The following is a 22,654-nucleotide window of genomic DNA, read 5'->3' on the forward strand; positions in this document are numbered from 1 at the left end:
TAATAAAGTAGTATGGATAACCCAACAATAGGATAATTGGTGATTTGCAATGAATGAAAAGATTATAGAAATCATAAAGGGAGTTATCAGAAAATGGGGAGGGGAGCCCATAACGCATGAGAAACTTGTTCTGTTGAGGAACGAGGTTTACAAAAGAACTAAAACGAACAAAAACGCGCCATTTTCAAATGTCAAGAAATGGGTTAAGGAGGCACGACGGCAGATTAGAATAGAGGCTAAAAAAAGTAAATTAAAAGAACAAGCCAAGACCAAAGGAGAGGCAGATTCAGCGGTGTCTAGAATACCAGAATCTGTCCAAAGAAGTGTAGACACTATAAAGGAGCAGACACAGGAGGTATACGTCGAGCGTCCTGTTCCGAGGATAGTTTTTGATAAAGTCTATCTTCAAAATGTCCAGTACGAAATTTCTGGAATACGGGGAGCTCTTGAAAGGATTTCAAGACAGTTAGATAAACTGGAAAAAGAACTTAGTTCTCACGCAGAAGATTGACAAGAAAGTGTTTTAATCCTTGGTTTCTTTTTTAGGATAGATGTTAGACCAGTCAAAGAGACAGATAAAAATAGGAGAGGTAGTTTTAGCCTTAGATGCTGATGGTGGAGACGTTACATTTATTTCCCATGCTCATTCGGACCATGCATGCTACGAAAAAAGCGCAAAGAAAGTTGTAGCTAGTGCTGAGACTCTTAAGCTTATTGGGAGCAGTAAGCAAAATGTAGCTATAGAGGGAGCAAACCTGCTTGAGGCAGGACATATGTTGGGTTCGAGGCAGATTTCATTAGAGGTTGATGGAGGAGTCTTTGTTTATACTGGTGACTTCAAAATCGAGCATGGACTAACAACTGGGGGAGCAGATATTCCTTCAGAGTGTGATTACCTTATGATTGAAGGGACATATGGTGAGCCAGGCGCCGTATTCCCTCCAAGAGAAGATGTTTTTCTAGAGATGGAAAAATGGCTAAGCAAAAATAAAGATAACATTGTTTTGATTGGAGCATATGAGATAGGCAAAGCCCAAGAAGTCGTAAAATTCTTAAACAAATATTGCTCAATAGAACCAATAGTAACCAAGAAGATAGACTTTTTTTGTAGGGTTTATGAAGAGTTTGGGCACCGCTTTAAAAGAGTTGTTGCTCCGAGCAAGGAGGCAGACGAGATGTACAAAGACGCATTTGTTTCTGTTTTGCCAATGGAACAAGCCTCGTTTAACTTAGCCTCCAAACTATCTTATATTTATGGTAAAAAGACGCTCTGTACTCGAGTTACTGGGTGGGCATATAAGAGAACAAAAAATGCCGATAGAGTGTTTTGTCTTTCGGACCATGCAGATTTTCCTGGAATTTTAAAATATGTAGAGGCTGCTAATCCAAGAAGAGTTTATTGTGTGCATGGAAACGAAGAGATCCTTGCAAATGAATTGAGAAAAAGGGGAGTTGATGCATTGGCAATTCCAAAGTTTGGTGCTAAAAAAAGGGTAGTGCAGTCAACCCTTGAGGTGTACAATGCCCTAACGAGAACTAATATATGAAATAAAGCCAAAAAAGTGGTCGAGGAATGGGGATAAAGGGTTAAGAGAAAAGCCGGAACTTATAGTTTATGAGGATGACGGCCTTCTTGTCTTGATTTGTTTCTTTATTATAGGATTAATGAAAGTTTAGATATTAAGGTATTATTGGTGAGAGTTGAGTTATATCAGAAACAATAGAACCTCTGTTTAGTTTTTCCCAGCCGTCTGGATAGATAAGTATAAAAATATTTTAATATAATTTGCAGATGATGGAAGACGAAACAGTAGTAATCACTGCCCAAGATATTGCAAGTCATAGTGTTTATTTACGCAAAAAAAATGAGCTTTCATTCCAACTTGAGTTTTTAAGGAAACAGGGTAGTAGCGAAGAAGACTTCCACATAAAAGCTCTTTTAAACCAGCTAAAGTTAGTTGAAGAGAAATTGGAGCCTGTTGAAAAAAGGCTTAGGATGGTTGATTTAGTAATGATATCTCCAAAGAAAGAAATAATAGATCAACTAACTGAAGAGATAAACGCCTATACGCAAGAAGAAAGGTATATGGCTATGATTCAAAAGCGTGGTCCATTATACGAAAAGATGAAACAGAGAGCTTCGTTGGCGAGAAGAAACTATGAAAATAGGGAGGAGATCGCGAGACTTATACTTTTGGTAAATTCACTCCAAAGAGAGGAGGCTGAAGGAATTAAAAGAATGGCGGAATTGGAAGGAGAAGAATCCGTGGATTTAAGCAACGTGGAGGATGATAAAAAACTTGAGATTCTAGTACTTCTTAATAGAATTGGGATACCGGCAGTAGTTGTAGGGAATAAATTAGTAAGGTCTAGTGAAGAAGATAAAAGTGAGGTAGAGCGATTAGTGGAAAAAGAAAAGAAGGTGTGGATACGCAAAGAGAAGGCTGCCGAATTTGATCGAAATGAAAGATTAATTGAGGAGGCAAACAAAAAACTTCAAAAACTCAATGCAATAAGGCAGATACGACAGCTCGAGGATAAGGAGTATGATGAATTTGTAAAAGCTCAGAATGATTATTTGGAAGGCATTGAGAGAAGGAAGGAGTTTCTAAATGAAGCAAAGAAAGGGCTATCGAAAATTGAAATGAAACGAATCGAGAGGAAGGTTGACGCTGTAATAAGCGAAATTGCAAAAGAACGCGATTTAAATAGTATGGAAAAAAATACATTCATTAAGAATGAGATAAAGGCAGCGATAACAGATATTTTGCTGGATAAAGAGAGCACATCTGAGGACAAAGAAGGAGAGTAATTGCTTTTTAAGACTAATTTAGCAAAGAATAATTCAGCTGGGCCGGTAGCTTAGCCTGGTTGGAGCGTTCGACTGATATAATTCGGCTTTGTAAAAGCCGAAATGTCGGAAAACTCCATAGAAACCTATTCTTCCTACAAGGAAGTTTAGGAGGAGCCCAAAACTGAAGAGGGAAGTTTGTTTTCCCTCTATGGTTCGGTTCGAAAGGACGAGAGTTCAAATCTCTCCCGGCCCATTCACTATAATTCTTTTTCTAGTCTGTGCCAGAGCCAAAATTTTTCATTGTCTTCTGAGAGAGTTCTTTTTCTTTTTGTGCAAAGGTAGTATAGGCGATCGCATATTTTAGCAAATCGCTTCTTTTTTAGGCACTTCTTCTCTAGAAGCATGGCAAGATTACATGAATAAATACCTTGGGTTTTCAATCGGGGCGCTGAACGCTTTTTTGAGGTTGTGGATCCGTGGTTTACAGTGGGATGGTTTGAGAGGTGGTGGGTTGGTTTAGTGACGCTCTTCTCGTTCGGCTGAAGCTCAGCAAACTTCGTGATTTCTTCTTTATTCTTTTCCGCTGAGAGTTCCATTCATTCACCAGTTTACACAAAAATTGATTTTTTATAATTTTAAAGTCATTTAATAATTGATATAACTAAAATTGTAAAAAAAGTAAAATAATGGAAAAAATGGAGTATAAAAACAAAAAAATGAGGAGGTTTTTTATTGTAAAGAGGGGCAGATTAACATAAATAACTTAAAAAATTGTTATAGACTTATTTTAGGGGATAAATTGGTGTTTGGATGCTTTTGTCAGATGGGAAGGTCAAAATAGAGTTATTAGAAGAAGATTTTCGCCTCTTTTTTGATGCAAAGGAAGTTCCAAGAAGCGTACGAACCTTAGGAGAAATGGAAGCAGTTGCGATGGACAAGAACTTTTTCAAATCCAGAGAAGTCAAGAAAGACCAAGCAGTTTATTATATGTATAGAGGCTTGAGGGAGAAGGAAAACATCAGATATGATCTTACTGTTATTCCGCCTTTCTCGATTGGAATGGAATTTGTTAAGACTTTTGGACATTATCACCCAAAAGCTGTAGGAGATTTGAGCTATTGCGAGGTATATGAAGTGTTATCCGGTAACGCGCATTATCTTTTGCAGCTAAAAAAAGCAAAGACGGTAGCGGAAGTAGCACTAGTTAAGGCAGCTGCTGGAGACTTGCTGATAATACCTCCAAACTGGGGTCACGTTACTATTAATCCCTCTAAAAAAATCCTTGTCATGGCAAATCTTGTTAACATGTATTTTGATGCGGATTATGCAGAATATAAAAAAATGAATGGGGCAGTGTATTTTGAGGACGTTGATGGCCGAATCATTTTCAACAGAAAATATGTTGTTTGTCCACCTATTAGAATATTTGATGCCGATTCTTTTGGTAGTCAATTTGAAGTGTATCCAATGCTTAAAGGAAGGAGTTTGTTGGATGTATTAAATGAGTCGTCTAACCTCGTTTCATTTTTAGATAACCCTAATCTGTTAAGGTAAGGTTTCTATCTTTCCAAAAGCAATTTTTTGTGAACCCCCTCCTTTTCCACCGTATTTTTTGCAGAATTCTGAGAGGATATAAGAAGCGTTTATATTGGGTAAATTTCCTACTGCTGCTGCTACATTTTTTTGTGAATTATAAAGAATTGCCCCTATTGGCTCAGTTGATGATGCGATAGCCATTGCTATCTTTTTTAGCAATTCTGAATCAAAATCAACTGGAGTTGTTATGATTTCTTTTCCTTCTTTCTGTGCTTCAGAAACAAGTTGAGAGACAAAGGCTCGAGCAAGGTTATTTGATATCGCATCAAGCCGTTTGCCACGTTCTTTCCACTCCTCAAAAAATCTTTTCATAGTAGATGGGAGATGGTTGGGTTCAATGTTCACAATAGCGATGGTGTCCAGTATAAGTCTTTCCCTTTCCTGTATGTACTTTATCGCTGCCTTGCCACATTTGTAAGACAATCTAACTATTCCATCCTGGATATTCTCGCAATTTATTAGTTTAAACACACCTATCTCACCGGTGTGTTTTAACATATGATGCGTACCGCCGCAGGCTTCGTGGTCAATATCTCCAATAGAAACTATTCTAAGCTCTTTGCCAGGTACTGCTCCGCCCTGGTAGAGTCGGAAGCCGTATTTTTGTTCCGCAACATTTCGTGGCAGAACTTCAGTTTTTATTGGGAGGTTCATTGAGATATAATGATTTACCAGCTCCTCTATTTTTTCTTGTTCTTCTTGAGTTATTTTTTTGTAATGAGTGATGTCAAGATGGGCTTTTTCTTCATCCTTGTGAGAGCCTCCTTGCCAGACGTGTGGGCCAAGGACCTGTCTACATACTGCATTTACTATGTGCGTAGCAGTATGGTGTCTTGTAACTTGAATCCTTTTTTCCCTATCCACTATGCAGTGGACCAACTGCCCTTCTTTAAACTTAGAAGGGTGTTTTACTTCGTGAAGGACGATTCCTGATTCTTTTTTAACATGTATGACAGGTTCACCTTCAATTGTTCCTGAATCACAGACCTGCCCCCCTCCTTCGGGGTAAAATGCGGTTTTATCGAGGATAAGATAATTTTCCCGAATGCCGATGATTCGTGCATCAAACTCAAAAACTTCAGAATAGAACAAACCGTCTGTCTTTTCTATATTGCTGAGGTCTAACTTCTTTACTTCTTTAACTTCTTCATCAGGTTTTCTTATTCGTGAATAGAAATCTTTGGGCGTGTCAACTCTTACTCCTTGTTCTTGGGCTATTTCTAAAGCAAGCTCTGGAGGTATCCCGTCGGATTCGTATAATGTTTTGAGAGTGTTGAAGGATATTTGTTTTCCTTCTCGTTTAGCCTTGTCGATAATAGCTGCAACTTTTCCGCGCCCCCTTGAAAGGGTTTGGAAGTATTTTTTCCTTTCTTCTTCTACAACATCTATTGCAGTAAGAAGCCCTTCCTGCAATTTTGGGAAGATAGGTTCAAGATAATCTGCGTGTGCCCTTAGTATTTTAGCATAATCGAGATTGAGTGCAAACTCTTCATCCCACGCAAAAATTCTCCTTAAAATCATCCGTAAATTATACCCTCCTCCTGCGTTGGATGGGAGCATTCCGTCCGTTGAGGTAAAAAGAATAGTACAAAGGTGATCGGCTGACGCATATAGAGCATGAAGTGGCGAGAGCTTGGATAAGATGTCCTCCGCATCTGCTTGCAATGCTTGACCCAAAGACTCTTTCTGGTCTTTAATATTGGCAGAATTTTCAGCATCAAGAACACCTGCGGCCTTTGCATATCTTAAAAGAAGGTTTTCGTCTACTTGCAAATTCGCATCTTTTTTCATTTGGTTTAGAATATGTCCAAAAACTACTTCGTAAGATGTTGGAGATCCGTGACTAATCCAAGCAAATCGCGAAAGACCTGCACCCATATCTATAACTTTTGTAGACAGCTCACGCACTCCGTTATCCACCAACTCATACTGCATGAAAACGCAGTTTCCAAGTTCAAGGCCACCTACAAAATACTCCATCGAAGGGCCAAAATTTCCACCACCCATCCAAACGTCTTCAATAAAAACAATTTTTTCTTGGGGTATTCCAAGATAATTCATACACCCTATGTCGTATGTTAGAGCTTCATCTTTCCAGTAGAACAGCCCTGTCTTCTTTGTGTTGAAAGCGTGCTGTCCTATCATTACAAAGTTAGTATAGTGTCTGCCGGTTACTCCGACATTTGAAATGTCAGAAAATCGGATGCAGGGTTGGGGGATTATTAGAGGGTTTGCTGGAGGGTCTAGCTCGCCGTTTACAACGTAAGGCTGAAAATCGCTTATTGAGGCAATCGTAAAGTATATGTCATCGCGCCAGCGGGCAACTGTTGGGTAAGGCTCTATAGACGTATGGCCATTTTTTACAAAATATTTTTCTATCTCTTTCCAGCATTCAACATAGTCGAACTTTGTTTTTGTTGGTGGTTCGCTGATGAACTCATACCCGATGCATGAGGAATCTGCACACAAATCTCTATCTAGTTGTGCCCAGAAGTGCCGATGGCATTTTTTGCATTCTCTCCGTTTGAATCCTAAATCTCTTAAAGCAGGTATATCGTAGTGTTTCCTCCATTCTCTTGAAAAGGTTGCTTTTAGTTCTTCCTTTGAAAGCATAGGCATCAGCTGTAAGTTTATACAAATAAAGATTTTAAGGATAAGTGAACCAAAAGAGTGATTATAGTGGGCCTGTAGTCGAATACTTCAATGGGGGTTTTTATACAAAGGAGTCGACAGTGGTAAGACGTCACTTTCACACAGTGAAGACTCGGGGTTCGATTCCTCGCAGGCCCACTGGCCAACTAAGAGTTTAAAATAAGTCATATTTAATTATAAACCAAATTTGCTCCCATAGTCTAGCCCGGTCAAGGACGGAGCCCTCTCAAGGCTCTAACTCGGGTTCAAATCCCGATGGGAGCATTAAAAAGCATTGGTCAGTGTGTTATAGGCAAGTAAAAGTGTTAAGTAAGGTTGAAGGGCTTCGCCATCAATTTCTACTACAAGAAGAAAGACTTCGATTTATTATTAGCTATTAATCTGATGAGAAAAATACATTTTAGAATGGCGGTTTAATTAGGGATAATGGGACTCGGGAGTAAGTTTAGAACCGATTAAAGACCAATAAACAGTTCTTTTGTATGTTTAATAAGACGAGTAGGAGAAATATCTAGTGAAAGCGGGGTTATTGTTATAAACCCCTTTTTTAGGAGAGAGGCATCGGTATTGGGGAAATTTAGGGTTGTGTCTTTCCCAACTATCCAGTAGTAGGGTGTACCGTAAGGATGCTTTCGTTCAAGTATGGAGGGAGCGTAGCGGTGCATTGAAGGCGAACAAACGGCTATCTTTGCATCTTTGACTCTTCTTGGGAAGTTTATATTTAGGATACTGCAACCTGATGGCATTCCGCATTTTAAGACTTTCTGGATTATATGGACCAATTTTCTTTTAAGTTCATTTGGCTGGTTTATTCTTTTTCTTGCACCCCAATCCTTAGAGTAGATATGCTGGGAGAAAGCCAAGGAAGGTATCCCATATGTAGCTGCTTCAAAGCAAGCCCCCAGAGTGCCTGAAGAAAAAATTGAATGAATTGAAATATTAGAACCCATATTTACTCCGGAAAGAAGGAGTGATGGCTTTTTTGGCATAAAATTCTTCTTGTTAAGTGCAAAGAGGACGCAATCTGCCGGAGTTCCTGATAGGTGGTAAATCCTTTTTTTTCCAAGAAAGGCGTAATCTAAACGGAGTGGTTTGTGGAATATTAGAGATTTTGACACTGCAGAGCGCTGACGTGAGGGTATGATGCAAAAAACTGAGTCTAAACTGGAAGCTGCCTCGATAAGTATTCGTAAGCCATCCGAGATGCCATCGTCGTTTGTTACCAATAGCATTTTCCCATCTCAAAGATGTCTAGGGTAATAATCTTGTACGATCTCTGGGGAATAGCGAACACTCGCGTATATTCCTTTGGTTTGTTATCTTCATAAGTAATCTCTCAAGGCCTATAGACCAACCGGCATGAGGGGGTGCACCTACCATAAAAGCTTCTATGTAGAATTTGAAGTCTATGGGGTTTAGATTATGGAAACGTATTTGCTGTTCTAGTAAGTCTGGAGTGTGGATTCTCTGCGCTCCTGAAGCAATCTCTGTTCCTCTATACATGAGATCAAAGGAATGGCATATTTCTTTATTCTCTTCCTCCGGCATAGAATAAAAAGCCCGTGATTTTGTTGGCCAATCGTATATAAAGTATAAGTCTTCTGGTATGAGTTTTCTGATTTTTTCCTCATCTTCTCGCGAGAAGTCCTTGCCCCATTCAAATAGCACACCTGCCTTGTTGAGTTTTTGGACTATTTGTGAATAAGTAAATCTAGGTATCTTTTTTATGGACGGACAGGTAGAGTTCAATATCTTCAATTCACTCTCATTTATCTCACTTACTTTTTTGTTGATGTGCAGTATGACTCTCTCAAGGATATCCATTGCATCATGGTGGTCCGCAAAACCAATTTCAACGTCCATCTGTGTGCATTCGTTGAGGTGAGTTGAGGTGTTGTGCTTTTCAGCTCTGAATGCTGGAACGATCAAAAATACCCTGTCCATCCCGCCTATTACTGCAAGTTGTTTGTATAGTTGAGGTGACTGAACTAAGAAGGCTTCTTTTTCGAAATATTCAACTCTAAAAAGGTCAGCCCCGCCCTCTGTCGCTGCTGCTGTAAGGGACGGAGTATGGATTTCTTGAAATCCTTCATCGATACATTTTTCTCTAAAAGCTGATAGAATAGTGTGTTGTATTTTGAATATCGCGTTTGTGTGCTCAGTACGAAGGTCGACGTGGCGGTGGTCAAGGCGAGTATCTATATCTGCAGGTGTCTTTCCAGTCACTTCGAATGGCACTTTCTTGTAGATTTTTGAGAGCACAACGATTTTTGAGGGTATTAATTCAAAACCAGCTTTGGCAATTTGTGATTTGGTTATGCGTCCTTGGACTTGTAGGACAGTTTCCTTTGGATGTTCCATCATAGAGTGAACATCGGCAGAAGTGTCGTTCTCTTTTGAGGTAATCTGTATTAGCCCTGTTCTGTCTCTTAATATAAGGAATTTTATTTTTCCCAAATTTCTCGTTTCATGGACCCAACCGGCAAGAGTAACTTCTTTTCCTTCCTCTTTAAGTGCGTCTGAGATGTAGTGAGTGCGGAGCATGAGAGACCCCCTTTATTCAAGGGATATTCTTACCTCATTTTTGAGGAGTGACTTTAAAATGTTTTCAAGAGCGACGAGATCCATTGGAAGTTCAGCCAAACGCGATTTTTGGATTCTTACTTTGTAAATTTCATTTCCGCCAGAATAAATGGTGTTTATCCCTATAAGTTTAACAGGATAGAGCACATCTGCTATCGTCTTTTTTAGGTCTCCAGAAAACTCGGCTATCCTCACTTTTTTTCCAAGAAATTTTGAAAGCTCAGATACAACTTTTCCGTCTTTTCCTATAAGCAGACCCATCTCTCCTCTCGTCAAGATTAGGACTGTTCTGCCAAGGTCTATTGCTCTTTCAAATGAAGCTTCGGAAATATTGTAGTGTTCGTTTATCTGATAAAGAAGCCTTGCTACTTGAATATCCATTTCTGTAATATTTCCCTGTTTTAGATTTGATTTGCACTTTGAGCAGAGGACTGTAGTCTTTCCGCACAAATCACATAGTGGAGTCTTCATAAGAACACCTAGACACTAACAGCAAATCGTTGGAATCGGCATATCCCTCTGGGAGTGGCTTTAAAAGGAAGGAGGGAAGCCGGTTGTAGAGTAAGAAGGCTGGTAGGCTTTAATTAATTACCGCGGACAAGTGAGATTTCAATAGCAGATACTTTTGCCTTACTGCCATCTTCGGATGTCAGCTCTTCGGTTTTTATGTTTATGTCTGAGACCTTGACATCGGGCATGAAGCGGTTTTTTACTATCTCTGCTACGTCGACAGCATGAGATATTACCTTGCCGCGAGCCTTTATTGTAACTGTTTTTGCCCCGTTGTTAAACTGCGTAACAACAGCAAGGACATAACCCATCACTCCTTTTTTTCCTACATAGACTGTATTGTCTTGTTTTTCTGTTTGCTGCGTTGGTTGGTTTGTTTCTTCCATGCGGTGCACCTCCCTTTTAGATTTTTACACTGGAATTTCGATTATTAATAAAGAAGAGAAAATTTTAAATGATGGTGTATTGGAATATTGTCTCTTCTAGCTCCTTTTGAAGCTTCCTTGCCTTTTTTTCTGTCTTACACTCTATTGTTAGTCGGATAGCATCTTCCGTTCCAGATGAGCGGATAAGAATCCAGCCGTCATCAAAGTCTATTCGAAGGCCATCAATCAGACTTATTTTACCAGGAACTTTAATCTTCTTAATTATTTTTTCAACTGAGCTTTTTTTGTTCTGACAGGGATATTTTTTGCGGATTATAAATGTCGAAGGAAAGAATGCAGAATCAGAAATAAGGGAAGGTGAAACCGAAATGAGCTCTAGGAACTTAAGGCATGATAACAACCCATCTGCCGTTGGTGTTGAGTTTGAAAAAACATACTCTCCACAGGGTTCACCACCAAAAAGAGCCTTTCGTTTTATTAGCTCTCTTGCTACGTTGCCACTTCCAACAGGAGTTATATATAATTTTCCATTATGCCTCTCAATCGTTTCTTTTACGATGAGAGACGCCTCCACGGTCGTGACTATCTTCTTTACTCTATTTTTTGAAAGGAGATACGAACACATGATTGCAAGTTGGCGATCCAACCCAAGCATACGTCCGCGGTTGTCAAAAATCACAGCTCTGTCTGCGTCTGGATCAAGAGCTATTCCTATATCCGCCCTTTCGTTTTTTATTAAGTCTGAAAAATGCCGAAGGTTCTCTTGTGTAGGTTCTGGATTTTGGACCAATGGAAGTGAGGTTGAGCAGTTTGAAAAAACTGCTCGAATCCCAACATCATTGAGTATATCGTGGATTATGTTACTTGCAGCTCCATTTGCACAATCAATGGCAACTTTTGGCTTCCGTTTTAATATTGCTACCCTGTTTATTTTGGACAAGAGAAAGTGTTTGTATTGTTGCAATATTGAATCATCGTAGATGATTGAACCGGCCATATTCCAAGAAACTGTTGGTAGGAGATTTTTGGATATCTTCTTCTCTAACCTCCTTTCTATTTTTGGAGGAATTTCGATTCCGTGGTCAAAAAGTTTCACTCCGTTGTACTGTGGAGGGTTGTGCGAAGCTGTTATTACTGCGCCGCGAGTTGAAAACTTTTTTGTGGCAAATGCAAGTGCAGGGGTTGGACATATACCCATATCAACAACGTTTACGCCGCATTGCATCAGGCCGGAAGCAAAAGCATGCAAAAGAAGAAGGCTGGTATTTCTAGTGTCGCGTGCAAGAAGGAAGGATGAGGACTGCTTACCAAAAGCTTGCCCTACTTTCTGCATAAGGTGGCAGTCTATCTCTTTTCCGACTATGCCTCTAATACCAGAAGTTCCAAACATAGAGTTCAGATTGGAGATAGAAAATTAAAAAAGATGAATGTCGAAATAGCAAACTAGCAGTAATAATAAAAATGACAAAGGATGTGAACTTGAGATGAAAAGATTACTTTTTGCAATCACTTTTGTTGTTTTGATTGCGGCTGAATATGCAGAGTTTGCAGCTGATTTGAATATTCAAGTAGCTGATCAAGATTTGAGACCTATCGAGAATGCAAAGGTGGAGGTTACCTATCAATTGAACTCAATACGTGGAAGAGTAACGACTAGTCCAAAATACACTGATAGTAACGGGATGGTTAGTATTAGGATAGTAAACACTGAGTATAACACAGCAAAAACTGACAAGAATTTCGTGGTGGTAGCAACATATGGAGGAGAAAGCAACAGTGTTTCATATACAGTAGATACACATCCAAGCGTTATAGTTGTCCAAGTTCCTGCTTATATAGTAAATGTTTTTGTAAGGGACCAAAACGGTCGCGTACTCTCTGCGAAAGTTACAGCAAGAGGGGTGGAAAAGACAACAGACGCAAGTGGGAGAGTTTTCTTTCACATACCGCCAGGTCAGACGCAAATAGAAGCAAATTATAATGGCGTTAAAAAAAGAATGAATTTAGATGTCTCATCAGATACGTCGTGGGAATTTATCTATCCGCTCTATAGCTTAACAGTAAACGTTGTAGATGAGATGGGGAGACCTCTTGGTGCTACTGTTGGAATAGGCAGCCAATACATAAATACAGATGCCTATGGAAAGGCAAAATTTCAGAACGTTCCACAAGATAGTCCAGAGGTGACTGTGCAGTATGGAAATGTTGAGAAAACTCTAAATCCATATCTTCCATCTGAAAAGGAGATCACTGTTGCTTTTGACAACTCCCCTCCGCAGATAAGTGATATAAGTGCAGGGTACATTAATGGGTTCGTGAAATTGAGGGCAAAGATAGTTGATATTGGGAAGTATGCGAGTGGTTTTGGAGAGGGGACACAGTTTTACGTAACTTACAGGGTAGATGGAAATCGCAGGCAGACAGAGATGTATCCGGTTGGCGGATTTTATTATGAAGCTGATTTGCAAACACTCATGAAAAGCGCAGAGATTCCCTATACGATAGTAGCGTGGGACAAAGAAGGAAATAGGAATTCAGTTTCAGGTATGTACAACCTTACTGTGATTGTAGAGAGAAATAACCCACCGATTGGAAGGGATGAAAGTAAGGAGGCTGAGGGTTCAGATGGTAGTAAGATTTTTGGTTTTGATACAGTAATGATAGCTGGGGGGATTGTTGTTCTTATAGTTGGAATTGTCGGTATTTATTGGTATTTCAAAAAGGTGGTGGAGAAGGGCGAGACGCCCTAGAGATTTTTATTATTTTTGATATAGACCGTTGTTATTGGATAAGGTATGGTTATTCTGTTCTTTCTGAAGGCCGCAATAACTGCCTTGTTTATTTTGGGAATTGCTTTGAATCTTTGTTGATAGTTGGTAACAGAAAATATCACTTTAAATTGCAAAGCAAATTCAGAAAGCGAATCGAAACGAACAATCGGCTCAAAGGTGGAAGAGATAACAGGCTCTGTTTTTGCAACATCAGATACGCATTTTTTGAGTATTCGCTCAACTTTATCTGGGTCTGAGTCGTAGGATGCTGAGAATGTCATAACAATATTTGATGATGATGTTGGTGCAGAGTAATTGATTATAGTTGCTTGAGCAAGTTTTGAATTTGGGAGTATTATGAGGTTTTGTGCAGGCGTCAGTATCTTTGTGCTTCTCCAACCTATTTCAGTCACATTTCCTTCATACTCTGGGGAACCTTCAACTTTTATATAATCATTTAAGCGCACTGGTTTATCTGCAAGAATGTATATTCCGGCAAAAAAGTTTGAAAGAGTTTCTTGCAAAGCCAAAGCAACTGCTAAGCCTCCAATGCCGAGTGCTGCAAGTAGCGGCCCAATTTCTATTCCGAGTCTATCAAAGATAATAATTGCACCAATAGCATAAATAGCAATGCTGACTATTTTCCGGACAAGTGGAAAGAGCTCATCGTCAATAGTGGTTTTAGTTTGCGGCATTATTTCCCGTCCGTACCAAAGGAGAATTGTGACGGCGAGCTTGTTTGCAAGAAACACAAAAAAGATAATGAAAATGACGGAAAAAAGATTTAAAACTGGGAAGTTCAAGACTTCAAGCGATGGGTAGGTTATAGCTATTGAGATAAATGCAGAAAGGAGTATTGTAAAATATCCGGAGGCTTTTTGGAGTACGTCAATTATCATATCATCTAGGGTTGTCTTTGTTTTTTCTGAGATCCTCTTTGAGTAGTTAAATATTATAACAAATAGAAATGAGAACAAAAAATAAGAAATGATGAATATTAGAAATGCAAGAGTTAGAGAGCCGCCTGGAAGAGGAGGAAGCAGATTAAACAGTTGTAGGATAAAATTAAGCATACAGCTCACATTAATTTGAGTGATTAGGTTATTTAATATTAAAATATATTATTGGAATATTAGACTTAACTTTAAATAGGTAACGCGTCCGCTTTCGGTTAATAACAGCAAGTGTTGATATAACAAGTGAGAACTTTTACGTTCAATCCAACTGCCGAATTTAACTGATAATTTTTTTATGGAGTTCTGCAATAGGATACGCCATCAACTGAAACGTTTAAAACTGCTAGGAGGAAAAAATCAAATCGCTATCCTTCGTGCCAGGCTGGCAGAGCGGCTATGCACCCCGCTGCAGAAGGTGCAGGGACGGGGTTAGAGGGGTTCGACTCCCTTGCCTGGCTTTGGAGTTGATTATAAAGAAAGAATTAGGTAGGATATAGGTGTAATAGGATTTATATAGCATATAAGTGGGATTATTGTATCAAAATTATGGGGATAAAGTCAATTAATCATCGCCATAATCAACTCTGAATGTTATTTGGTCTCCATCTTCTAACCTTAATTTTTGTTTTATGTTTATTGGAGCAATCAGTTCCATGATAGTAAGTCCATGCGTAGAGCGGTCTGGAAAGATTACGGCTCCGCGTATTGTATCCTCGATTAAAGCAGGGTAGGCAATAATTGAACCATACGTACGCCGCCCTCGCTTAAAACCTTCTATGAGAATCGGTTTTTTAGATTTTAGGCGTAAGCGAAGCTCTATATCTTCTGGCGGGATAGTGACATTCAATGTGCCGGGATATGGATCAAAGCCAAGTAGTTTTATAAATTGCCTTCGGTAATCATGCATCTTCATAAATTTTTCTCCTTGTGAGATACCATGAACTATCTTTCCTGTGAATTCAAGGCTCTTTCCTCCAAATAAAGCTTCTGAGAGGGTGCGATAGATAGTTTTTGCTTCTGAAAGTGCTTTATTTGTAAGGATATATGCGCCTCCTTGCCGTTCGATATACCCCTCAGAGATCAAGATAAGTGAACGCCGAGAAAAAGATTGCTGCGATATTCCAAGTTCTGCTGCAAGCTGGCGCGTTGTGGCACGAACAGGGTCGCGATGGGCGCCTTTTTTTAATAGTAGAAATATTATATCGTCAAACACAATAAAACCTGAGGGTAATCATTGATATTTTATGATTAAATGGATAGGATTTATAATATTGATACTTCGACAATTATAAGTGTTGAGAGTAATAGCTCTTCCGCAGAAGTTATGCCGGTGATGAAATGAACAACCTCTAAGCAATATGCTATGAAGAGGCTAACAGCATCTGAGGCTAATTATGATTATGGATTATAAATGTTCCTTGAGAAGGAAAAGTGGGTGTTGAGTTGCCGATCATAGCGGAGAAGATACTCAAAAGCCTTGAAATTATGCCTCTAGAAAAGGTGATTTTGCACGAGCAAACAATTGCTGAGAACATAGCAATCTTGACTGAATCGATGCTCAATATAGGTCGCCTTGTTGATCCTATAATAGTAGACAACAAGTATCATGTTGTGCTTGACGGAAACCATAGGAGACAAGTTCTTCAGAACTTAAAAGCGCCGCTTGTGATCTGCCAAACCATAGATTATATGAATCCTGCAGTCAAAGTTGGAGGATGGTTTCCTACATTTTTGCAGCTACCGGCAGGGATTGAAAAATTCCCCAGCGAGGAAGTTGATTTTGAGGTAGGGAGATCTGAGCTTGAAAAGAATAGAGCATATTTTATGTTGGTTTGTGGGAATAAAAGGAATTGCCGTCTTTTTCCAACTGAAAGGGATGAGCTTGAAGAAGTTATAAGAAAGCAGGAAGAGATTATGAGGGAAATAAATGGTAAGGAAAATGGTCAGTGTTATTATTATGAGGATACTATGGCAGATGAAGCGCTTTCACAAAAGATGTATGTGTTTTGGAGGAGGAATTACTCAAAAGATGAAATAATAAAAGAAGCAGTTGCAGGGAGGCCTTTTCCTCCAAAATCAACAAGACATATGATCCCTGAAAGGATAATAAGATTAAACCTACCTCTTGGTTGGCTATACGAAGAGAAGAGTGAAGTGTGGAATCTGCTTGAGGGTATGATTAGAAAGAGGGCAGTCAATCATAACGTAAGAAGGTATACCGAACCAGTGATTGTCATTTATTAGGGTGGAAGCATGCGAAACAAACTTTTGGTTGCATGCCTGATTATAATTATTTCTGGAGCTGTGCTTCACCTTAGGATGGGATACCCTGTAGAAAAACTTTTACCGGTTTTTGCAGCTGTGCTTGGCGGCATGTTTTTTGTTGATTTAGACGTTCCCCTTTATTATATAAGACAAAGGCTTGTGATCGTTGTCATTGTTGTTATGATGGCACTATTTGGAGGAGTATACTATCTCTATGCGAAGCGAATAAATTCGATATGTCCTCTTTCTGGAGAGCTCCTATGTGGCGTATTATATTTTTTCATTTCCCTTGCAGTTGCTTCTCTGATAGCTCATTTTTTTGATGTAATTACGCCGTTTAAAGAAGGTCCGCTTCATGGAGTCATTCCTTCCATTGCATTTGGGCTTCTGGTGCTTGGAATTTACACCCATTATTTTAACTTTGACATCGGAATAATCAGCGGTTTTCTTGCGTTTTTTGCCTCAATTCTGCATCTTTTCTTGGATAGTGGAAAGAATAACTAAAAAATCGTAGAGTGATTTTGTTTTTTTTGTATCTGGAGAGAAGAAGGTTTTGATGCCTGCTTATAATTGGTTTATCTATCCGATTTTCAAGTTTCAGATTATGGCTTTGTTATAAAGAAAAATAGGATAGGACAAACGACATCAGTCCTAAAGCTATACAGTAATACGAAAAGGTCGTGAATTTTCCACTTTTAAGTACGCTTATAAGGGCGTGTATTGAGAAGTAACCGGTTATTGCTGAAGCCAATAGCCCAGCTGCCAAGGGAAGCAAGGATTCTTCTGATAAGGCAGCTTGATTTAATTCTATTGTTGATGCAACCAATAGGGCAGGAAGGCCAATTAGGAAGGAAAAGCGTGCTGCTTCGGTTGGCTCAAGCCCGCAAAAAAGCCCTGCAGATATGGTGGCTCCGCTTCTTGATATGCCCGGAGCAACAGAAAGGCCTTGACCTATCCCTTGAGCAAGAGCAGAAAGCGGAGTAAGGGGCTGTGAACCTGGACTAGAAAAGCGAGTGAGAAACAGTATAACCCCATTTAATATAAGAGTTATCCCAATGGCACTTAGGGATGTGTGCATTTCTTCAAACCAACTCTTCCCAGCAAATCCTATGAGGGAGGTTGGTATCCCTGCAAGGGCAATTAACACAAATAGTTTAAGAGTATGTGGGTCTCTGCGCAGTAAACTTGCGATAAGACCCATAAGGTCATCCTTCATATATGCTATCAAGGCAACTATTGTTCCAAAGTTGAGTGCAACCTGTAATTCAATTGGGGCATTTATGTTAAGTAAGTTATTAGCTATGGCAACGTGTGCGGCGCTGGAGATAGGAAGCCACTCAGTGAAGCCTTGGATTATTCCAAGAAGCACAGCATCGTCGATGTCCACAAGCTTATGGTTTAGGAAGAGGTATATAAAGATGTTACGGAAAAAAATAATTGCGATGAGGAAACCGCTCCAGCCTGAAACTTATGATGAACGGAGTAGCTTCTGAGCCGAAAAAGAAAATAAGCTTGAGGTGTGGTAGATGGTACTTACAGAATCGAAATACATATTAAAAAACGGAGAGAGAGCGCCCTCATTTGAATTGAGGGGCATAGATGGTAGGCTCCACAAACTTGAGGATTATGTGGGGAGTAATGCTCTACTTATCGTCTTTATGTGTAATCATTGTCCTTATGTAAGAGCAAAAATAAGAAAGATAGTTGAATTGCACAAAAAATATTTAGCACAAGGACTCGCAGTTGTTGGGATAAATCCTAACTCGAATAATCCTAATTATCCTGATGACTCTTTTGAAAACATGAAAAAATTTGCAAGCGAATATGGAATAATGTTTGATTACTTAGCTGATGATGACCAAGAGGTAGCAAAGAAATATGGGGCTGTATGCACTCCGGACCCCTTTTTATTTGACAAAAATTTGAGACTGGTTTATCATGGGAGAGTTGATGGCGACCATGGAAAAGAAAAAGGAGAGGGCAAATCGGAACTGGATATTGCGATTGAAGAACTTATAAGAAGTGGGAAAGTTGATATTCCTCAAAAACCGAGTATGGGTTGCAGCATAAAATGGAAGGGCTAAGTTATTTTTCTTGGACCGGTGCCAACCCAGCTTAGTATGTGACGTTTTATTCCCTTTATGCGGAGGAGGGAGGGTAGTATTTTAGGCAGATTCTCTTCTAAGGTTAGAATATGTGCGTTTGGACCTGCATCAAAGGTATAGGCGCAGAGAAGCTCTCTTGAATTAATCTTAATTACTTCATTAATTATAGAATGAGAAATCCTGTTTAGATATTTAAAAGGGGGCTTTGAGTTTTCTATTGTCTGATGCAAATCATCGCTTTCCTCCATTGCAAGGGAGAATAAGGTTTCATGGTCTTTTTTAAGTATAGCATGCCTGACGCGAGTGATGCGCTTTTCTGCCCTCTCAACCCTAAATGGAAAATCGGGGTTTGTTTTTACGGTTCTTTGCATGCCTTCTCTAGATGAGACTTTTTTTTCTGTATCAGAAACAATCAATATCAAGTCACGAAGATTTGGCCAATGGTCTGGCGATGCTATTTGTTTTGAGTACGAATCAGAACCATCTTTTTTCTTTCCTCTTTTTAATTCTACAAAACCTCCATATATTGAACGGGAAGCGCTTGCTGAAACTTGACGGGCAATAATTGAAAGGTCTCGCAAAGAAAGATTTAGATTAAGGGCATCGCAAGCTGCCAGAGTTAGGGCTGCAAAACCGCTTGCAGAAGAAGCTATGCCGGCTCCAGTTGGGAAATTATTTTGTGTAACAACTTTTGCACGTGTTTTTATATTCTTTATTTTTCTTATGATGTCAAGTTGGCGTGAAACTTCAGCAAGAGCTCTTCCCTCAACTCTATGTTTATTAAGGACCAAAATGTCTGAAGTAAGAGAAGGGCTAAATTCTACAGAGGTTGTTGTTCGTAAGTTCTCACCTAGCGTAAATGATATGCTTCCGTTTGCAGGAAGTTTTTTCTCCTCGTCCCTCATTCCCCAGTATTTAACTATTGCTATGTTTGGTGAGGTCTGGTAGGTTGATAGCATACAAGTTTCAACCTTCTAGAGCGATATCTTTTTCAGAACATATAGTACCTTTTGGATTGAAAAATACATCGGATATGTTTGTGGGTGTGCATGATAATTTTGCGCCTGCAACCAACCCTGAGGCAGGTAGGCCTGCGATGTCTTGAAAGTTAGTCAGCTGAACCCATGAACATTGAGAAAATCTTGGTATATTTGGCAATTTTATATAAAGCGAGTTATTTACAAAGATTATTTCAGCCTGATAATGGCCAGACAAAGAAGATGAGGGGGGCGTGTATCGGTAACGGTATCCGTATATATAAATCTTCGAAAGTGCTATTTGATCTCCACTAGTAATCTTTATCGAACAGTCGAGAGGAATGTTTTTTTCCATAAGTTCTGTTATGCTTGACGATTCAAGAACAGGAGTGTACGACGTTGGCAGCCTACTTTGAGATTGAGAATTTTGCACATCTTGCTGAAGGAGGCAGCCAACGATAGAAAACGCAAGAAAAAAAAGGAATATTGCTTTTAGTTTCATAGTTACAATACTGTTAAGAACTCTATTAAATATATTTTGGAGGGTAGGTTAAGATAGATATGAAAGAGAAGTCTTGTGGCATTGTCTTGTATAGAGATGGAGGAAGGAGACTGTACCTTCTTCTTCACTATCCTGCTGGGCATTGGGATTTTCCAAAAGGACATGTTGAAAAAGGCGAGGATGAACTTGCTACTGCAGTAAGAGAATTGATGGAAGAGACAGGGATAAAAAATATTAAGATTGATGATGGCTTTAGAGAGCGAATTGAATATTCTTACAAAAGAAACGGAGAATTTAGACACAAGGAAGTCGTCTTTTTTTTAGCGCAAACCGAAGAAATGAATGTGAAGATTTCTCATGAGCACATTGGTGCAGGTTGGTTTGAGTACACACAATCTTACAAGCAGTTAACATATGAAACTTCTCGTCGTGTTCTCAAAAAAGCCGAGGAGAAGCTGAATAGGTTATGAGCTTCTTATTCTAGCCATGCACCGCGGAGTTCCTGTTTCTCTGAATTATCAGAGCGAACTTCAAGAACTACCCTAAACTTGCGAAAGCCCGGCATTTTTACGCCTTTTATGATTACAGTATCTTCCTCCTCTGGCAAAAGAGGTTTTCTTAGTTTGTAAGTTTGCTCGCCCCAACGTCGGCCATCTGAATCCTCAATTGACACCGTGATCCGTACACCTTGAGCAGTAACAGAACCCAAATTTTTTATTGTAACGTTTGCTGTTGCGTCTATCTCGAAATTTTGGTAGATATATACAATGGAGGAATTTATAAGAAAATACGAACGTGGAATTATAGTAAGCACAGTCATGTTCTCTTTTTTGTATTGAGGCGGTATTCTTCCAATTTCCCATCCCTCACCCGTTGTTTCAAGATAGCAGTAATCTATTCCATTGTAGTTTATTCTGTCCTTTTGGGTTAATGAACAGCGCACGCCGGCAGCCATATGATTCTTCATGTTAATTAAAACTGCATCATAGCCGAGGGCCCGTAAAATAGCTGCTGTGAGGATTGAGGTATCTTCGCAATCGCCGCCATTTTCGTAGAGTGTCTCATAGGGAAATCTGGGGTATTCGTCTGCGGCAGCTGTAACTTCATCGATAGTGTAAGGGAGAGATTGAACAAAAGAAGCAACAAGATAAACGGTCTCATCAGAGGAGAGTCCGCTTTTATTTGCGATTTGCTTGAATTGGGCTGCAAGTTCTGAGATAAAGGGGAGGCTAAACTCATCAGATACGTAGATGTCGTAAGGTCTCTTGTTATGGGCGCGAGATTTATAAAACGCCTGCGTAGTGTTAGAAAGCAAAATGCCAACTACCCCCCATGTCCTTCCAGAATAATTCCACGTATAAATACGTTCTTGTATCTCTCCATTAGAGGAGTGGGGGAGTGCGAGGCATCCAATTTGGTTTGTTTTTAGTCCCTGAGGTAAACATATCTCATTTTCATTGCATCTACAATCCTGAGGACATGAAGCACAGGTTTCACCTTCATTGTATGAGCAGACATAATCGCCGCAGCACACATCAGTCTTTACATGAACACAAAGAAAATTGGTCGATTCAGAGCAAGAGTCGATAGTGCACATATCATTGTCATCGCAAGTAGGAGGACAACTCGCGGGGGTTTCTGCGCAATCGCTGATGTTTGAGACAAGCCGTCCATCAAAGCATTTGTATATTATTCTAGCATTTGGAGGTGGGTTGCTACTGGGAGTTAACGCAGAACAACCAAGAAATAATAGACATATTGCAAGGATTGCAAGTGAGGTTACTTTCATTAAAAGAAGTAATGCTTGATTATTTTTTAAAGTCTCCTTTGCATAAAAATAAATTAAGCCGAGGTGGCAGAACCTGGTAATGCGCTAGACTTGAGTTTAATAGCGTATGACAGGAGATCTAGTGCCCTTTACGGGCTTAAGAGTTCGAATCTCTTCCTCGGCGCTTTTTTCCAATTTCTATTATCCAAAAGAGGTTATCGCAGTATTTTACCAGTGAGAAAAAGAGGATATAAAACGTTTTTAGCGTGAGGAAGCAAACTTTGGTGTTTTCTCCATGTTGTCTTCTAAATTTTGGATTGTAGCGTATAGCTTCTATGTTTTATGTAGGAAGTAGTAGAGGAAAAACAAAAGGTGGAAGTCGTTATTTTGTGATTTTGGATTGATTGGTTGGATGAGGCGAATGGCTGAGTGATTGCACGGGATGCTGTATGGAAGTCGTTATTTTGTGATTTTGAGTTAATGGTTTTTGTGTTTTTGGATTGATTGTTGGTAATTATTCAAACGTTATTTTTACCTGGACAGTGTCTCTTCTCGATGCAGCCCAAGCATTAATGCCGCTGGCGCAACAAGTTACTTATTCCAACGTTATTTTTACCTGGACAGTGTCTCTTCTCGATGCAGCCCAAGCATTAATGCCGCTGGCGCAACAAGTTACTTATTCCAACGTTATTTTTACCTGGACAGTGTCTCTTCTCGATGCAGCCCAAGCATTAATGCCGCTGGCGCAACAAGTTACTTATTCCAACGTTATTTTTACCTGGACAGTGT

General features: G+C 39.5%; 23 protein-coding genes and 4 tRNA genes. 14 read left to right on the plus strand and 13 right to left on the minus strand.

What is annotated here, in order from left to right; translation table 11 throughout:
- Positions 1-49 precede the first annotated feature (49 nt).
- From QXF67_04110 to QXF67_04125, 4 genes are all read left to right on the plus strand, one after another.
- The gene (locus tag QXF67_04110) at positions 50-511 is read left to right on the plus strand and encodes a hypothetical protein (protein MEM3060688.1); all 462 of its coding nucleotides are present in this window, start codon (positions 50-52) and stop codon (positions 509-511) included.
- A gap of 40 nt (positions 512-551) precedes the next feature.
- The gene (locus tag QXF67_04115; GenBank protein MEM3060689.1) at positions 552-1,547 is read left to right on the plus strand and encodes an MBL fold metallo-hydrolase RNA specificity domain-containing protein; all 996 of its coding nucleotides are present in this window, start codon (positions 552-554) and stop codon (positions 1,545-1,547) included.
- A gap of 245 nt (positions 1,548-1,792) precedes the next feature.
- The gene (locus QXF67_04120; GenBank protein ID MEM3060690.1) at positions 1,793-2,812 is read left to right on the plus strand and encodes a hypothetical protein; all 1,020 of its coding nucleotides are present in this window, start codon (positions 1,793-1,795) and stop codon (positions 2,810-2,812) included.
- A gap of 39 nt (positions 2,813-2,851) precedes the next feature.
- Positions 2,852-3,047 (plus strand) — tRNA-Ile (locus QXF67_04125).
- 4 nt (positions 3,048-3,051) lie between these two features.
- Here the strand turns inward: QXF67_04125 and QXF67_04130 are convergent.
- Positions 3,052-3,390, minus strand: coding sequence for a hypothetical protein (locus QXF67_04130; GenBank protein ID MEM3060691.1), 339 nt, complete (start codon positions 3,388-3,390; stop codon positions 3,052-3,054).
- 214 nt (positions 3,391-3,604) lie between these two features.
- On the opposite strand from QXF67_04130, the gene QXF67_04135 reads away from it, so the two are divergent.
- A complete protein-coding gene (locus tag QXF67_04135) occupies positions 3,605-4,348 on the plus strand; it encodes a glucose-6-phosphate isomerase family protein (GenBank protein MEM3060692.1) in 744 nt (247 codons plus the stop codon).
- On the opposite strand, the gene alaS is transcribed toward QXF67_04135, so the two are convergent.
- The gene (alaS, locus tag QXF67_04140) at positions 4,340-7,003 is read right to left on the minus strand and encodes an alanine--tRNA ligase (GenBank protein MEM3060693.1); all 2,664 of its coding nucleotides are present in this window, start codon (positions 7,001-7,003) and stop codon (positions 4,340-4,342) included. The genes QXF67_04135 and alaS overlap by 9 nt on opposite strands.
- Before the next feature lie 68 nt (positions 7,004-7,071).
- Between alaS and QXF67_04145 the strand changes: the two genes are divergently transcribed.
- A tRNA-Val gene (locus tag QXF67_04145) sits at positions 7,072-7,180 on the plus strand.
- 51 nt (positions 7,181-7,231) lie between these two features.
- Positions 7,232-7,306: transfer RNA gene (locus QXF67_04150), tRNA-Glu, on the plus strand.
- A 191-nt stretch (positions 7,307-7,497) separates the two neighbouring features.
- Here QXF67_04150 and surE read toward each other — a convergent pair.
- The 5 genes from surE to QXF67_04175 form a co-directional block, all read right to left on the minus strand.
- On the minus strand, positions 7,498-8,274 hold the full coding sequence (gene surE, locus QXF67_04155) for a 5'/3'-nucleotidase SurE (protein ID MEM3060694.1): 777 nt from the start codon (positions 8,272-8,274) through the stop codon (positions 7,498-7,500).
- Positions 8,275-8,293: 19 nt separating this feature from the next.
- Positions 8,294-9,586 (minus strand): aspartate--tRNA(Asn) ligase, encoded by a 1,293-nt coding sequence (gene aspS, locus QXF67_04160; protein MEM3060695.1) that lies wholly within the window; start codon positions 9,584-9,586, stop codon positions 8,294-8,296.
- Between the two features lie 12 nt (positions 9,587-9,598).
- Complete coding sequence (locus QXF67_04165) at positions 9,599-10,096, minus strand: hypothetical protein (protein ID MEM3060696.1); 498 nt, start codon at positions 10,094-10,096, stop codon at positions 9,599-9,601.
- A 113-nt stretch (positions 10,097-10,209) separates the two neighbouring features.
- Positions 10,210-10,521, minus strand: a complete 312-nt coding sequence (gene albA / locus QXF67_04170; GenBank protein MEM3060697.1) for a DNA-binding protein Alba — start codon at positions 10,519-10,521, stop codon at positions 10,210-10,212.
- 64 nt (positions 10,522-10,585) lie between these two features.
- Positions 10,586-11,911, minus strand: a complete 1,326-nt coding sequence (locus QXF67_04175) for a hypothetical protein (GenBank protein ID MEM3060698.1) — start codon at positions 11,909-11,911, stop codon at positions 10,586-10,588.
- A gap of 94 nt (positions 11,912-12,005) precedes the next feature.
- On the opposite strand from QXF67_04175, the gene QXF67_04180 reads away from it, so the two are divergent.
- Complete coding sequence (locus QXF67_04180; protein ID MEM3060699.1) at positions 12,006-13,271, plus strand: hypothetical protein; 1,266 nt, start codon at positions 12,006-12,008, stop codon at positions 13,269-13,271.
- Here QXF67_04180 and QXF67_04185 read toward each other — a convergent pair.
- The gene (locus QXF67_04185) at positions 13,268-14,365 is read right to left on the minus strand and encodes a mechanosensitive ion channel family protein (protein ID MEM3060700.1); all 1,098 of its coding nucleotides are present in this window, start codon (positions 14,363-14,365) and stop codon (positions 13,268-13,270) included. The genes QXF67_04180 and QXF67_04185 overlap by 4 nt on opposite strands.
- Positions 14,366-14,810: 445 nt before the next feature.
- Positions 14,811-15,461, minus strand: coding sequence for a DUF120 domain-containing protein (locus tag QXF67_04190; GenBank protein MEM3060701.1), 651 nt, complete (start codon positions 15,459-15,461; stop codon positions 14,811-14,813).
- Positions 15,462-15,691: 230 nt separating this feature from the next.
- Between QXF67_04190 and QXF67_04195 the strand changes: the two genes are divergently transcribed.
- Positions 15,692-16,492 (plus strand): hypothetical protein, encoded by an 801-nt coding sequence (locus QXF67_04195; protein ID MEM3060702.1) that lies wholly within the window; start codon positions 15,692-15,694, stop codon positions 16,490-16,492.
- Between the two features lie 9 nt (positions 16,493-16,501).
- On the plus strand, positions 16,502-17,017 hold the full coding sequence (locus QXF67_04200; protein ID MEM3060703.1) for a hypothetical protein: 516 nt from the start codon (positions 16,502-16,504) through the stop codon (positions 17,015-17,017).
- 109 nt (positions 17,018-17,126) lie between these two features.
- On the opposite strand, the gene QXF67_04205 is transcribed toward QXF67_04200, so the two are convergent.
- Entirely contained in the window at positions 17,127-17,900 is a 774-nt protein-coding gene (locus QXF67_04205) for an undecaprenyl-diphosphate phosphatase (GenBank protein MEM3060704.1), read from the minus strand.
- A gap of 139 nt (positions 17,901-18,039) precedes the next feature.
- On the opposite strand from QXF67_04205, the gene QXF67_04210 reads away from it, so the two are divergent.
- Positions 18,040-18,597 carry a thioredoxin family protein gene (locus QXF67_04210; GenBank protein MEM3060705.1) on the plus strand — a complete coding sequence of 186 codons (558 nt, stop codon included), beginning with the start codon at positions 18,040-18,042 and terminating at the stop codon, positions 18,595-18,597.
- On the opposite strand, the gene mvaD is transcribed toward QXF67_04210, so the two are convergent.
- A complete protein-coding gene (gene mvaD / locus QXF67_04215) occupies positions 18,594-19,577 on the minus strand; it encodes a diphosphomevalonate decarboxylase (GenBank protein MEM3060706.1) in 984 nt (327 codons plus the stop codon). The genes QXF67_04210 and mvaD overlap by 4 nt on opposite strands.
- 7 nt (positions 19,578-19,584) lie before the next feature.
- A complete protein-coding gene (locus QXF67_04220) occupies positions 19,585-20,097 on the minus strand; it encodes a hypothetical protein (GenBank protein ID MEM3060707.1) in 513 nt (170 codons plus the stop codon).
- A 59-nt stretch (positions 20,098-20,156) separates the two neighbouring features.
- Here QXF67_04220 and QXF67_04225 point away from each other — a divergent pair, with 59 nt between their 5' ends.
- Entirely contained in the window at positions 20,157-20,567 is a 411-nt protein-coding gene (locus tag QXF67_04225) for a bis(5'-nucleosyl)-tetraphosphatase (protein MEM3060708.1), read from the plus strand.
- 5 nt (positions 20,568-20,572) lie between these two features.
- Here QXF67_04225 and QXF67_04230 read toward each other — a convergent pair whose 3' ends face one another.
- Positions 20,573-21,886, minus strand: coding sequence for a hypothetical protein (locus QXF67_04230; GenBank protein ID MEM3060709.1), 1,314 nt, complete (start codon positions 21,884-21,886; stop codon positions 20,573-20,575).
- Between the two features lie 57 nt (positions 21,887-21,943).
- On the opposite strand from QXF67_04230, the gene QXF67_04235 reads away from it, so the two are divergent.
- Together QXF67_04235 and QXF67_04240 are read left to right on the plus strand one after the other, a co-directional pair.
- A tRNA-Ser gene (locus QXF67_04235) sits at positions 21,944-22,049 on the plus strand.
- A gap of 316 nt (positions 22,050-22,365) precedes the next feature.
- On the plus strand, positions 22,366-22,654 hold a 289-nt coding region (locus tag QXF67_04240; GenBank protein ID MEM3060710.1), incomplete at its 3' end, for a hypothetical protein.

The sequence above is a fragment of the Candidatus Anstonellales archaeon genome (assembly GCA_038869735.1).
GTDB lineage: Archaea > Micrarchaeota > Micrarchaeia > Anstonellales > CG1-02-47-40 > JAWCQO01.